A 13,936-nucleotide genomic window follows, 5' to 3' on the forward strand; every position below is an offset into this window, starting at 1 on the left:
GCTGTACACCGTTTGAGCTGGCGCCAGCCTAATGTAATCAGTTTGTTGTGAGGCGGTCTGTGATCCTGGCAACAAAATGAAAACGTTTACACTCTGTTACATAGCCGTAATATTGTTAAAAATTAAATAGTTATGCGAGAAACCGCCTTTGGGTCTCGCCATCTCCCGACGGCGGGTCCGGCTAGCCCAGACGGCAGTACCACTGATAACGCCCCGGCAACAGCCAGAACTCGGGCCGCACGCTCTGGCTCCAGGAGTCATCGCCTCCCACCCCCATGTGGAAGCCATCGAGGCACAGGTGCGTGCCCCCCAGAGCCACCAGATCGGTCTGGTGACGGGCTTCGGTCAGCTGCTGCTGACTGTAGCGGCTGACACTGAAGTGGAAGCGCCCCTCCACCACCAGATCCCCCAGTTGCAGTGCGCGGGTATCGCAGCGCAGCCCGTTGTCGGTCGGGAAGACATAAGGGGTGTGCAACGCCTCGATGGGCAATTGCCAGCGACCGAGATCAGCGGCGAGCCGGCGATCCGGGTAATTCTCGTGGGGGCCAAGCCCCAGCCAGCTTACCGGGGCACCTTCGGCCGGTTCATCGGCCAGCCAGAGCCGGGCACCGATGCGCGGCAGGGAGGGCATGTCGGCGGCCACCTCCACCTCGATGGCGAGGTGCATGGCGCCCTCCCCGTCCACCCTGTGATGCCAGCGAGTCAGGATCTTCGGCTCGTCACCCACGAAGTAGCCGTGGTGCGCCGTGATGAGACCCAGCTCCGGACTCGCCTCCAGGCCGAGACAGCGGTGCTGCAGATCATTGAGTCCGGCCTCCTGCCAGCGGGCAATCCAGGCGTTGGGATCGGCATGATCCGCCTCGCTGGTGCCGATATCGTTGTCGAGCGGCGCCCGATAGAAGTGATCGGCGATGGCGTCGTGCAGCCGCTCGCGGCCCTGCTTCTGCCAGCTGACGATGCGACCACTGGCCTTGTCGAGCTGCCACAGGGAATCTGCGGCGCCAAGCACCCAGTGATCGCGCTGCTCGGTCAGGCTGACCGCCGGGCAGGCCGATGGCAGCGCCAGGGGCGCGGGCAACAGGCATTGCTGGCGAGCCACCTCGTGACCCGCTCCGGCCCAGGCCGTGGCGGTGGGCTGCACGATGGCGAGATCCAGCCAGGCGAGCGCCCCCGGCGCAAAGGCCGGCAGTTGCTCCAGCAGGGTCAGCGTCACGCTCCCCCGGGGGGCCAGCGCGAGCGGGCATTCACCCTGGCTCACCACCACGCCGTCTTCACACAGACGCCACAGCAGGCGTTCGTTGTCCGTCTCGCGGAACAGGTATTCGCTGCGGATCTCCACCGTCAGCGGCTGGCGACCCTGCAGGGTCAGAACAAAGGGCTGCTGGGCACGCCGGGCTTCAAACAGGGAAGGATGGGGGGTGCGATCGGGGAACAGCAGGCCGTTGCAGCAGAACTGGCGATCGTTCGGAGTGTCGCCGAAATCGCCACCATAGGCCCAGAAATGACGGCCATCGTCGGTCTGCTTGTCCAGCCCCTGATCGACCCAATCCCAGACAAACCCACCCTGCAGCCGCGGATGATCGCGAAATGCCTGCCAGTAATGGGCATAGCCCCCCAGGCTGTTGCCCATGGCGTGGGCGTATTCGCACAGGATCAGCGGCCGGGTCTCTTCCGGCAGGCCGATCCACTTGGCCAGCGCCCACTTGGGCACCGCCGGGAAGGGTTGATCCTGGTGGGTACGGGCATACATGGGGCAGATGATGTCGGTGGCCGGGGTGTCGGCCCCGCCCCCTTCGTACTGCACCGGGCGGCTGGGATCCGCCCCCTTCACCCAGCGATACATGGCGTCGTGGGCCGGACCATAACCGGATTCGTTCCCCAGGGACCAGATGATGATGCAGGGGTGGTTGAAGTCCCGGGCCACCATGCGGGTGACACGCTCCAGGAAGGCGTTGCTCCAGGCGGGATCCCGCGCCAGCCGCCCCATGGGGGTCATGCCGTGGGTCTCCAGGTTCGCCTCGTCCACCACATAGAGGCCGAGCCGGTCGCACAAGCGATAGAGCTCGGGGTGATTGGGATAGTGGGAGCAGCGCACCGCGTTGAAGTTGTGCCGCTTCATCAGCAGCAGATCCTGCTCCATGTCGGCCGGGGTCACCACGTGACCCGTGGCGGGATGGTGTTCATGGCGATTGGCGCCACGAATGAGCAGTGGTTGGCCGTTGACCCGCAGCAGGCCGCCACGGATCTCCACCGCCCGAAAGCCCACGTCATGGGCCTCGCTTTCGAGGACGTTTCCCTGCTCGTCCAGCAGGGTCAGGGTCAGGCGATAGAGGTACGGGGTCTCGGCGCTCCACTTGTGTGGCGCCGTTACCGTCAGCCACAGCTCGGCGCGATCGTCATACACCCCTTTCTCGTCGATGGCCAGGGTGCCAATCTGCTGGCGCAGGGTCGCAACCCGCTCGTCGCCATCATAGAGGTTGGCCTCCACCGACAGACCGGCTCCGTTGGCCGCCTGCAATTCAACCTTGAGGCGGGCATCCCGGTAGCAGGCGTCGAGCTCGGGCGTCACCCGGATATCCATCAGATGACGGGCCGGTTTGTGCAGCAGGCTGACGGAGCGGAAGATGCCGCTCATGCGCCACATGTCCTGATCTTCCAGATAGGAGCCGTCAGACCAGCGCAGCACCAGGACGGCGAGCCGGTTGGCCCCGGCCTGAAGGAAGGGGGTCAGATCGAATTCCGCCGGCAGCCGGCTGTCTTGGGAGTAACCGACCCAGCGGCCGTTGCAGAAGAGGTGAAACGCGCTGTCCACCCCGTCGAAAATGATCCGGGTCTGCCCCTCGGCCAGCCAGTTCGCAGCAACGGTGAACTCGCGGGAGTAGCAACCGGTGGGGTTCTCGGCAGGCACCCGGGGCGGGTCGCAGGGAAAGGGGTACTTGATGTTGGTGTAGATGGGCACATCCGTGACGGGCCGCGCCCCCGGGTAGGCCGCAGCCAGTTGCCAGTTGCCCGGCACCTTGATGGGGCAGGCATCCGGCAGATCCTCCAGCAGCCACTGCTCCGGCACCCGCTCCGGGGCCTCGAACCAGGAGAACTGCCACTCGCCGTCCAGCAGCAGGCGGGAAGGTGACAACCCCCCCATCCTGGCTTCCCCTTCACTGCGCCAACTGGACAAGGGGGTATGGGCTGGCAACCGGTTCACGGCGGTGATCCCCTGGGTCTGCCAATCCTGACGGGCCACTATCTCCCTGAGCATGCTTCACTTCTCCCTGCATTCACGCTGAAAACCACTGCAGTGTAGGAGAGTTTTGCCCGGTGATCGGCGATCCCGCTCACACAGATGTAAACGATTACACTCATTTTGTTAAGTAAAACGGAGTAAAAATCGGATAAATCCGGGTAAATGACCCCATGGGGGAAAAAGCGGACCTTCGGAAGGGCAGAAGATGCCCGGGAGTGTGAAACCGGGAGGCAATGGCCGAGCCAGCGGAGCAAGCCATGGCAAAGACCCGACATCGCGCCCCCCTCGCTCCATCAGGCGCTGGAGCGCCTCAACCCGGTTCCGGGCACGCACGCAGCCCGGCCTCTCGAAGGAGTGTGCAGAGGCCACGAGAGCCCCTGCCCGGCGCAGAGAAAAGCCATGGCGGGCGTCTGGCAGGATCTGGCAAGAAGTGAGGCTCGGCAGACCGGGGGAGAGGGGCTCGTGACAGACGAGCGGGAAGAACTGGCGAGTTCGGCAGGCAGGGGGCGTGAGGGGACGGTTCTCACTCCTCAGACAGTCCTTTATGGTCTGCGCTAGCCATGCTCTGAGCTATCTATCGTCTGAGCTATGGGGCGCTTTATGTGCTGCAGTACAAGTTTGCCAGGTGCAGCGCTTGCGCCGACGGGCGCAAGCGCTGCGATCAGGACCTGACGGGAGCGACCGAATGGCGGTTGATCAGGGTGGGGGTATAGATGCGGCTCTGCACCGATTCGCTCTCCCCTGCGGCGAGTTGCAGCGCCAGCTTGGCCGCCTGGGCCGCCATCAGCTCGATGGGATAGCGCATGGTGGAAAGCTTGGGCCTCAGGTATCTGGCGTAGATGATGTCATCGAAGCCCACCACAGACACCTCTTCCGGCACCTTGAGGCCGTTGTCCGCCAGCACAGAGATGGCCCCTGCCGCCATGGCGTCGTTGTAGGCCACCACCGCCGTGATGGGCAACCCCTTGGCCAGCAGGTTGAGCATGGCGCGCTCGCCCCCCTCTTCATTGGGCATGCCGCTCTCCACCAGCTCGGGATCGGCGAAGACCTCCGCCTCCGCCAGGGCATCCTGATAGCCCTGGTGGCGCAACAGCGCATCCTCGATGGCGTGATCCGAACTCAGGAAGGCGATATGGCGGTGGCCGAGATCCAGCAGATGACGGGTGGCTGTCGCCGCACCCTGGCGGTTGTTGAGAGCGATGCAGCGCCCCCTCAGACTCGGAATGTCGCGGTTGATCAGCACCATGCCGGGGGCGCGCAGGGCGTAGTCGACCAGTTCCTCGTCGCCGAGCGCCTTGCTGTGCACCACCAGTGCCTCGCAGCGTTTGCCGATGAGCAGCTCGATGGCCTCCCGCTCCTGCTGGGCGCGGTGAAAACCATTACCCATCAACAGGTGCAAGCCCTGCTCCACCGCCACCGCCGCGACCCCTTTGACCAGGGCGCCGAAGAAAGGATCCGCCACGTCACCCACCACCACTCCCATGGTGTCACAGGTCTGGCTGACCAGGGCCCGCGCGTTGGCGTTGGGGGTATAGCCCAGCTCGGCCATGGCCTTCAGCACCACCTCGCGGGAGGCGGCACTGGCCTTGGGTGAGTTGTTCATCACCCGTGAAACCGTTGCCACTGACACATTGGCCAAACGGGCGACATCCTTGATGGTGCTCATGCTGTTTTCACTTATTTCACGCTGCAACTGGCCGCATTATACCGTTCAATGTCACTGATAACAGGGGGAAAAATCAGAACTTGCCACATTGGTCGATGAAAACAAGTGTAATCGTTTACATATATTTGTTAAGCAGCTCACAGTTTGCCCGTCAGCCCCTCGGCTAGACTCCTGCTCAGGCTTTCCTGATGCGAGGAGTTGAGGGTGGAACAACGGATGAAAGTACTGGTCACCGGCGGTTGCGGCTACATCGGCAGCCACACCTGTCTGGCCTTGCAGGCCGCAGGCATGGAGCCCGTGGTGGTGGACAACCTCTGCAACAGCAAGGCGGGCGTCCTGACCCGTGTCGCCGCCATCAGCGGGCGCGAGCCCCGCTTCTACGAAGGGGACATCCGTGACCCGGCCCTGCTGGATCGCATCTTCAGGGAGCAGCACATCGACGCCGTGATCCACTTCGCCGCCCTCAAGGCGGTCGGCGAGTCGACCCGCATCCCGCTGGACTACTACGAGAACAACCTGAGCGGCACCCTGGTATTGCTGCAGGCGATGAAACAGGCCGGGGTACGCAATCTGGTGTTCAGCTCGTCGGCCACCGTCTACGGCGATCCCGCCAGCACCCCGATCCGGGAGGATTTCCCCCGCAGCGCCACCAACCCCTATGGCCGATCCAAGCTGATCATCGAGGAGATCCTCGAGGATCTGCAGCGGGCCGAGCCCCACTGGAGCATGACCCTGCTGCGCTATTTCAACCCCGTCGGCGCCCACGAGTCCGGCACCCTGGGGGAGGATCCCCAGGGCATCCCCAACAATCTGATGCCGTTTTTGACCCAGGTCGCCATCGGCCGACGCGACTGCCTCTCGGTCTTTGGTAACGATTACCCAACCATCGACGGCACCGGGGTGCGCGACTACATCCATGTGATGGATCTCGCCGAAGGGCACGTCAAGGCTCTGGAACACTGCGCCGGACGGGGCGGTGTCCACGCCTACAACCTGGGCACGGGCCAGGGCCAGAGCGTGTTGCAGATGGTCGCGGCGTTCGAGGCCGCCTGCGGTCGGCCCCTTCCCTACCGGATCGAGCCACGGCGCCCCGGCGACATCGCCGAGTGCTGGGCCGATCCCGCCAAGGCCGCTCGGGAACTGAACTGGCACGCCAGCCGGGATCTCGCCGCCATGTGCGCCGACAGCTGGCACTGGCAGTCCGCCAACCCCAATGGTTACGAGGCGTAGGCCCTGGCCTGCGCCTTCGGATGTATTCAACTCACAGACTGGAGTGATGATGTTCAACCCCGTTGATCACCCCCACCGCCGCTTCAACCCGCTCACCGGCCAGTATGTGCTGGTCTCCCCTCACAGGGCCAAGCGCCCCTGGCAAGGCCAGGTCGAGAAGGTGAGCCTGGCGCCGAGCCAGGCCCATGATCCCGACTGCTTCCTCTGTGCGGGCAACACCCGGGTGACCGGCGATATCAACCCCGACTATCAGGGCACCTTCGTCTTTACCAACGACTTCGCCGCCCTGATGCAGGACACCCCGGCCGCCGACGCGGCGCCGGATCCCCTGCTGAAGCTGGAAGCCGCCCGGGGCACCAGCCGGGTCATCTGCTTCTCGCCGGATCACGGCAAAACCCTGCCCGAGCTGCCCCTGCCCGCCATCGAAGGGGTGATCACCACCTGGATGGACCAGGTGGCCGAGCTCTCTGACCAGTGGGAATGGGTGCAAGTCTTTGAAAACAAGGGCGCCGTCATGGGCTGCTCCAACCCGCACCCTCACGGTCAGCTCTGGGGCAGCGACTTCCTGCCCAACGAGATTGCCCGGGAAGAGGCGCACCAGCGCGCCTGGCTGGCCGAACACGGCCGCCCCCTGCTGCTGGACTATGTGGAGCGGGAGCTGGCGGATCGCTCCCGCATCGTGGTGGAGACCGCCCACTGGCTGGCGGTGGTGCCCTTCTGGGCGGCCTGGCCGTTCGAGACCCTGCTGCTGCCCAAGGCCCATGTCCCCTCCATGCTGGATCTCACCCGGGAACAGCAACAGGATCTGGCCATCGCGCTCAAGGAGCTCACCAGTCGCTACGACAACCTGTTCCAGTGCAGCTTCCCCTACTCCATGGGCTGGCACTTCGCCCCGCCCCGTTCTGACTGCCCCGAGGCGTGGCAACTGCACGCCCACTTCTATCCGCCCCTGCTGCGCTCCGCCACGGTGCGCAAATTCATGGTGGGCTTCGAGATGCTGGCCGAAACCCAGCGCGATCTCACCCCGGAACAGGCGGCGGAACGGCTGCGCGCCCTCAGTCCCATCCACTACAACGACCAGAACCAGTCCAACGAGGAGGCCCTATGACCCCGAGCCAGCGCGTCAGCGCCGTGTTTGCCGAGCAGTTTGAGCAACAACCCGACCTGCTGGTGCGGGCTCCAGGCCGCGTCAACCTCATTGGCGAGCACACCGACTACAACGACGGCTTCGTGCTGCCCTGCGCCATCGACTACGAGACCTGCGTCGCCATCGGCCTGCGCGGCGACAACCTGGTCGAAGTGATCGCCGCCGACTACGACAACCAGCGCGACCGGTTCAGTCTCGATCAACCCATCGAGCACCACCCCAGCCAGCGCTGGAGCGACTACATCCGCGGCGTGGTGAAACACCTGCAGGCACGGGGCCACGCCCTGCGCGGCCTCAATCTGGTGGTCTCCGGCAACGTGCCCCAGGGTACGGGTCTCTCCTCCTCCGCTTCCCTGGAGGTGGCCATCGGCCAGGCCTTCAAGGAGGCCCAGGGGCTGGCCATCAGCCAGGCGGAAATCGCCCTCAACGGCCAGCAGGCGGAGAACCAGTTCGTCGGCTGCAACTGCGGCATCATGGATCAGATGATCTCCGCGAGCGGCAAGCAGGATCACGCCCTGCTGCTCGATTGCCGCTCCCTGGAGACCCAGCTCATCCCCATGCCCACCGATCTGGCGGTGCTCATCGTCAACTCCAACGTGCGCCGCGGCCTGGTGGACAGCGAATACAACACCCGTCGCCAGCAGTGCGAAACCGCCGCCCGTCACTACGGGGTCAAGGCCCTGCGCGACCTGGATCTGGCCACTCTGGAAGCGGGCAAGGCCGGTCTGGACGAGGCCTGCTATCGCCGTGCCCGCCACGTGGTCGGCGAAAACGCCCGCACCCTGGCGGCGGCCGATGCGCTGGCACAGGGCGATCTGGTGCGCCTCGGCGAGCTGATGGGCCAGTCCCACGCCGCCATGCGCGATGACTTCGAGATCACCGTGCCCCCCATCGACGGCCTGGTGGAGATCATCAAGGCCCGGCTCGGCAGCGAAGGCGGTGTGCGCATGACCGGCGGCGGTTTTGGTGGCTGCGTGGTCGCCCTGCTGCGCCCCGAGAAGGTGGCCGAGGTGATCGCCGTGGTGGAGGCGGAGTACACGGCCCGTTTCGGCCTCAAGGCGGACTGCTACGTCTGCCGTGCCAGCGCAGGGGCCGGCAGACTGTAACGCACGCCTGACAACGGGTGACGCCCCCTGCCCGGCACTCGCGACGCCGGCAGGGGGCGACGGGATCACGACGGGGAACCGCAAACCATGATGAGATTCGAACTGGAAAACGAGGAGGGACTGCGGCTGTGCGGTCTCGCATACGGGGCCACCCTCACCTCCCTCACCCTGCCGGTGGCGGGAGAGCGGCGGGAGGTGCTGCTGGGTTGCGCCGACGAGGCCTACCTCACCCAGCAGGTATGGCTGGGGGCCGTGGCGGGGCGCTTTGCCAACCGTATCGGCGGCGCCCGCCTTGAGCGGGAAGGCCAGTGCTGGACGCTGGACGCCAACCAGGGGGCCAACTGCCTGCACGGCGGGCGCGACGGGTTCCATCGCCGCACCTGGCAGATCAAGGAGCAGGAGGCGGACAGGGTCAAGCTGGCGCTCCTCTCCCGGGCGGGGGATCAGGGCTTTCCCGGCAATCTGAGGGTGAGCCTGGAGTATCGGCTGGAGCAGTGCGATCTGGTGGTCGACTTCTGCGCCAGCACGGACGCCCCCAGTCCGGTCAGCCTCACCAGCCACGCCTACTTCAACCTGGATGGCGGTGGCGACATCCGCCACCACACCATCAGCCTAGACGCCGACCGCTACCTGCCCACGGATGACCAGAGCCTGCCGCTGGCCATCGCCCCGGTGGAAGGCCCCTTCGATCTGCGCGCCCCCCGCCCCATCGGCCAGGCGTGGCTGGACCACCCCCAGCAGCAGTTGGCCAAGGGGTACGATCACGCATTTCTGCTCAACAATAGCGATTTTGAGCCTGTTGATGAGCCGTTTGGTGGATCCAATCAGCCATGGGCCGCCCGGGTGATCTCGGGGGATGGCAAGCTGGCGATGGCGGTCTACACCAACCAGCCCTCCCTGCAGTTCTACAGCGGCAACTGGCTGACCGGCACACCGGATCGTCAGGGCCGACCCTACCGGGATTACGACGGCTTCTGCCTGGAGGCCCAGCAATTGCCCGACAGCCCGAACCGGCCCGCCCTCGGCGATCCCTGGTTGCTGCCGGGGCAGCGTTATCGCCACCAGACCCGCTATCGCTTTATTCCTGCCCCCTGACAGCCCCGCTCGAGCAGACGAAGGGGCCCGGGCGCGCCGCCACGTCATGGCGGCCCCGGCCCCGATGGCACCACCGAATCAGCCGGAGTGAGGCCCGCCGCAAGGTCCGTCGCTCCTCATTGCACATCAGCCAAGGAACCGCACCGTGATGGATGACAACTACCTCGCCGCCCCAGACCGCTACCAGCGCCAGCCCTACCGACCGGCGGGCCGCCACGGCCTGCGCCTGCCCGGCATCGGTCTGGGCCTTTGGCACAACTTCGGCGCCGGGAGCGATCCCGCCACCGCGAAGGCCATGGTGCATCAGGCGTTCGATCTGGGGATCACCCACTTCGATCTCGCCAACAACTACGGGCCGCCGCCGGGATCTGCCGAACTGACCTTCGGCACGCTGCTCAAGAGGAGCCTGGCTCCCTATCGGGATGAACTCATCATCGCCAGCAAGGCGGGCTACGTGATGTGGGACGGCCCCTACGGCGATGGCGGCAGCGCCAAGTACCTCTTCGCCAGCCTGCACCAGAGCCTGCGCCGTCTGGGCCTCGACTACGTGGACATCTTCTATCACCACAGGCCGGATCCCCGCACCCCACTCGAGGAGACCTGCCAGGCCCTGGCCCTGATGGTGCGCCAGGGCAAGGCGCTCTACATCGGCCTCTCCAACTACCCGGCCCCGCTCGCGGCCAAGGCTGCCGCCCGGCTGGCGGAGCTCGGCACCCCCTGCCTGGTCAACCAGCTCAAATACTCCCTGTTCCAGCGCGATGTTGAGCCCGACACCCTGCCGGCCTGCCGGGAGCACGGCATGGGGGTGGTCGCCTTCTCGCCTCTGGCGGGGGGGCTGCTGAGCGATCGCTACCTGGCGGGCATTCCCGCGGATTCCCGCGCCGCCAGTGCCAGCCCCTTCCTCACGGCGGACCAGATCACCGAGGAGAAGCTCGCCACCGTCCGCGCCCTGCATGCACTGGCCCTGCAACGGGGTCAGTCCCTGTCGCAACTCGCACTGCAATGGGTGCTGCGCGACCCCGTGGTGAGCTGCGCCCTGATCGGCGCCAGCCATCCCCAACAGATAACGAGCGCCGTCGACGCCCTGGGGCAGCCCCCCCTGGACGATGATCTTCAACAGAAAATCCTGTCCATACTGGCCTGACAGCACAAAGAGATCATAAAACAGAGGTCAACAGGCGTGACTGACCTGTCAGAACGTGACGGGGCAGTCATGGCTTCTGACAGCATGCTGCAAGCCGCGCCCTGCATGGTCCGCCAGCGCCCTTTCCCGGCCGGAACAGGGCGCTGAAATCCCCAATATTCACTGGCTGCCCGCGCGATTTTCCGCCATCATTGGCCGCCCCGACCCGTTCGGGGTTGATTTTATCCAGACCCCATAACCAAGAGATCTGCACCATGACCGAATCCTACGCCCTGTTCGTCGCCTTTGTGCTGGGCATAGTGGAAGGCCTGACCGAGTTCCTCCCCGTCTCCTCCACCGGCCACATGATCATCGTCGGCCACCTCCTCGGGTTTGAAGGACCCAAGGCCGCCACCTTCGAGGTGGTGATCCAGCTCGGCTCCATCCTGGCAGTGGTCGTCATGTTCTGGCGCCGCCTGTTCGGACTCATCGGCATTCACTTCGGTCAGAAACCGACCCCGGGCCACGCGACCCTCTCCCTGGCGCACGTCATCCTCGGCATGCTGCCCGCCGTGCTCGTCGGGCTGGCTATCCACAGCTGGATCAAGGCCAATCTGTTCGGGCCGGAAACCGTGATGTATGCCCTGGTGGCCGGCGGCATCCTGCTCATCATCGCCGAAAAGTTCCGCCCCGCCGTGACCGCGGAGACCCTGGACGACATCAGCTACAAGCAGGCCTTCGGCATCGGCCTGTTCCAGTGCCTGGCACTCTGGCCCGGTTTCTCCCGCTCCGGCGCCACCATCAGCGGCGGCATGCTGATGGGCATCAGCCGCCACGCGGCAGCGGAATTCTCCTTCATCATGGCGGTACCCATGATGATCGCGGCCAGCGGCCTGGATCTCTACAAGAGCCGCGATTTCCTCTCCATGACGGACTTCCCCATGTTTGCGGTGGGCTTCGTCACCGCCTTCGTGGTGGCCATGGTCGCCATCAAGACCTTCCTGGCGCTGATCCGTCGTCTCGACTTCATCCCGTTCGCCATCTACCGCTTCCTGCTGGCCTTCGTCGTCTACCTGGTCTTCGTGGCCTGATGGGCTTCGCCGCCAAGCAACACAAAAGGGACCCGAGGGTCCCTTTTTTCATGCCGTGATACCGCCTCAGTCGCGCAGCAGCCCGCGATCACCGGGCAGCCGTGACCCAACTCAATAGAGGTGCTGGCTGATGCCGTTGAGCAGCCGTGACAGCCCCTTGGTGAACTGCACGGAGGCATCCTGCACCGTGTAGCAGAGGCAGCCGTCCGGGGTACGGGGGCTGTGGGCGTGGCTGGCGTCACGCCAGATGAAATCCCCCGCCTGATAGCGGGTGTCGCCATCCTCGATGGTGCCCGCCAGTAGCAGGGTCAGCTCATATCCCTTGTGGGTGTGCTCCGGGATCCGCCCCCCCGCCTCGATGTGGAGCAGGTTGGCCCGCGCCCCCATCTCGTCCAGGGGCAGGCTGACCTGACGGATGGCCCCGAGATGACGCCACCTGGGGGCATGATGCCTTGCCAATGCCCGCGGCAGCCGGTAACTGTGACCCGCCACCCTGAGCTCTGGCCTCGGGCTCTCGGGAAGGGCGAGCGCCGCCTCCGTCGCCACCGGCTGTTGCAGTATGCCCGCCAGCATGGCATCGAATCCGGCGGGCAGCGCCTCGTCCGGCGCGTCAGGGGCGAGATGCAGGCTCGCCAGCGCCTCTTCAAATTGCTTCACCCGGGCGGCGCACTCGGGGCAGAACTCGCAATGGGCGGAGACACCGACGGCCAGCGGCAGGGGCAGCTCGTCGGCGGCGAAGGCGCGCAGCATGGGTTCAGTCGGATGGGTCTTAATCATGGCCTTGCTCCACTTGTTCCTTCAGTTTCTGTAGTGCCAGCCGCAGCCGGGACTTGATGGTGCCAAGGGGCACGCCGAGCCGGTCGGCCAGCTCCTGCTGGGAGAGCTCCTGCAGGTAGATGCCGCGCACTACCTGCTGCTGCGGCTCCGGCAGCGTGGCGACATAGTGGGCCATCTGGCGGGTCAGCACCGCGTCTTCACCGCCGCTCAGGTGCTCCTCTTCGGCCCGGAACTCCAGCAGCGGCCAGATCTCCTCGGCGCAGAGCTCCTCCTTGCTGGCGCGGCGGCGGCGCAGCATGTCAAAGCTCTGGTTGCGCATCACTGTGTAGATCCAGGTGGTGGCGGCGCCCTTGTCGGGGTGATAGAGCCGTGCCTTCTGCCAGACCAGCAGCATGGTCTCCTGCACCAGTTCCATGGCGTTGGCTTCGCTGCCGAGGTGGCGCAGCCCGTAGCTGCGGATGCGCGGCGCGAAGTGGTGGAACAGGGTGGCGAAGGCAGCCTTGTCGGCACGCTCGGCCACCCGGACCAGCAAAGATGTGAGGTCGCCGTCTGGGTTGTCCATGGGGGGCGATGTCCTGCGTGGAGCCGATTGTGGTTGGCCAGTATATGCCATTGCGCCATCCCTCGCGTGTGGTGTTCACCCCCAATACGGTGAGCGAGGAAAAAGGATCACCGGGAAGGGGAATTCAATGGCTCGCGACCAGCAGACCACTCAGCAGGGAGAGGGTGGGCTGGTTGTCCTTGGCCGCCACCAGCCACTGTTTTTGCTCCACCGGGATGGGCAGTACCTCCAGCCAGCGCTGGGCGACCCAGCTCGCATCTTCCCAGTCCGGCTCCGGATAGAGGGCCGCGTACTCCGGATAGTCGTTGAACACGTCCTGCAACGCCTTGGCCAGGGAGTGCTGATCCGCCTGGAGCCTGCCGCTCTGCCAGGGGGGCAGGGGCTCCACCTCGCCGACCCGCAGACCGTCCTCTTCCTGCCAGAGATCCGTGATACGCACCCGCTCCACCCCGAGTACCGTGATGCCGAGCAAACCATCGGGCAGCAGATCGAAATCGATGATGCGCACCCGAGTGGCGATGGGGTACATGTTGCGCAGCGCGTCGGGCTGGCGGGGGTCCAGCATGCAGAGCGCGAACTCCCGCTCCCGGGACTCGGCGATCATGCGCTGGTATCTGGGCTCGAAGATGCGCAGCGGCATGATGCCGCCCGGCAGCAGGTGAGCGGAGAGTGGAAACAGTACCAGTGTCATGGGAATCATCCTCCAACGGCGTCCTCAAAGGATACGACCGCCACGGGAAGCGGGATCATTCAGATCGAATCGGTATAAATAACCCTGCCATAATCAGGGGAAAATAGCCTGGACAAGCCGTTTCGTTATGCAGTAGAAATGGATAACCACCACTTATCCAAATCAATATCCTGCAATGTGGTGGAAAACGCAGTGAAATATCCGCCA

11 protein-coding genes are annotated in these 13,936 nt (G+C 65.1%); 6 read left to right on the forward strand and 5 right to left on the reverse strand.

Annotated features, from left to right (window positions below):
- Positions 1-181 precede the first annotated feature (181 nt).
- Positions 182-3,256: a beta-galactosidase gene (locus C2U40_RS21500; protein ID WP_103828817.1), complete on the reverse strand. Its 3,075-nt coding sequence runs from the start codon at positions 3,254-3,256 to the stop codon at positions 182-184.
- 646 nt (positions 3,257-3,902) lie between these two features.
- The gene (locus C2U40_RS21505) at positions 3,903-4,907 is read right to left on the reverse strand and encodes a substrate-binding domain-containing protein (protein WP_010676018.1); all 1,005 of its coding nucleotides are present in this window, start codon (positions 4,905-4,907) and stop codon (positions 3,903-3,905) included.
- Positions 4,908-5,123: 216 nt separating this feature from the next.
- Here C2U40_RS21505 and galE point away from each other — a divergent pair, with 216 nt between their 5' ends.
- From galE to bacA, 6 genes are all read left to right on the forward strand, one after another.
- The gene (gene galE / locus C2U40_RS21510; protein WP_103828816.1) at positions 5,124-6,137 is read left to right on the forward strand and encodes a UDP-glucose 4-epimerase GalE; all 1,014 of its coding nucleotides are present in this window, start codon (positions 5,124-5,126) and stop codon (positions 6,135-6,137) included.
- Between the two features lie 49 nt (positions 6,138-6,186).
- Complete coding sequence (locus C2U40_RS21515) at positions 6,187-7,245, forward strand: UDP-glucose--hexose-1-phosphate uridylyltransferase (RefSeq protein WP_039039638.1); 1,059 nt, start codon at positions 6,187-6,189, stop codon at positions 7,243-7,245.
- Positions 7,242-8,390 (forward strand): galactokinase, encoded by a 1,149-nt coding sequence (gene galK / locus C2U40_RS21520; RefSeq protein ID WP_103828815.1) that lies wholly within the window; start codon positions 7,242-7,244, stop codon positions 8,388-8,390. The genes C2U40_RS21515 and galK overlap by 4 nt, the downstream gene beginning before the upstream one ends.
- An 87-nt stretch (positions 8,391-8,477) precedes the next feature.
- Positions 8,478-9,485, forward strand: a complete 1,008-nt coding sequence (locus tag C2U40_RS21525; RefSeq protein ID WP_103828814.1) for a galactose-1-epimerase — start codon at positions 8,478-8,480, stop codon at positions 9,483-9,485.
- 148 nt (positions 9,486-9,633) lie between these two features.
- Positions 9,634-10,629 carry an aldo/keto reductase gene (locus tag C2U40_RS21530; protein ID WP_103828813.1) on the forward strand — a complete coding sequence of 332 codons (996 nt, stop codon included), beginning with the start codon at positions 9,634-9,636 and terminating at the stop codon, positions 10,627-10,629.
- 254 nt (positions 10,630-10,883) lie between these two features.
- Complete coding sequence (gene bacA / locus C2U40_RS21535; RefSeq protein ID WP_103828812.1) at positions 10,884-11,699, forward strand: undecaprenyl-diphosphate phosphatase; 816 nt, start codon at positions 10,884-10,886, stop codon at positions 11,697-11,699.
- A 111-nt stretch (positions 11,700-11,810) separates the two neighbouring features.
- Here bacA and C2U40_RS21540 read toward each other — a convergent pair whose 3' ends face one another.
- The 3 genes from C2U40_RS21540 to C2U40_RS21550 form a co-directional block, all read right to left on the reverse strand.
- On the reverse strand, positions 11,811-12,476 hold the full coding sequence (locus tag C2U40_RS21540) for a ChrR family anti-sigma-E factor (RefSeq protein ID WP_103828811.1): 666 nt from the start codon (positions 12,474-12,476) through the stop codon (positions 11,811-11,813).
- The gene (locus tag C2U40_RS21545; protein WP_010676026.1) at positions 12,469-13,038 is read right to left on the reverse strand and encodes a sigma-70 family RNA polymerase sigma factor; all 570 of its coding nucleotides are present in this window, start codon (positions 13,036-13,038) and stop codon (positions 12,469-12,471) included. Before C2U40_RS21545 ends, C2U40_RS21540 begins: the two co-directional genes overlap by 8 nt.
- A 124-nt stretch (positions 13,039-13,162) precedes the next feature.
- Entirely contained in the window at positions 13,163-13,729 is a 567-nt protein-coding gene (locus C2U40_RS21550) for an LON peptidase substrate-binding domain-containing protein (protein ID WP_010676027.1), read from the reverse strand.
- Between the last annotated feature and the right edge of the window lie 207 nt (positions 13,730-13,936).

The organism is Aeromonas sp. ASNIH4 (assembly GCF_002934425.1).
GTDB classification, from domain to species: domain Bacteria; phylum Pseudomonadota; class Gammaproteobacteria; order Enterobacterales; family Aeromonadaceae; genus Aeromonas; species Aeromonas hydrophila.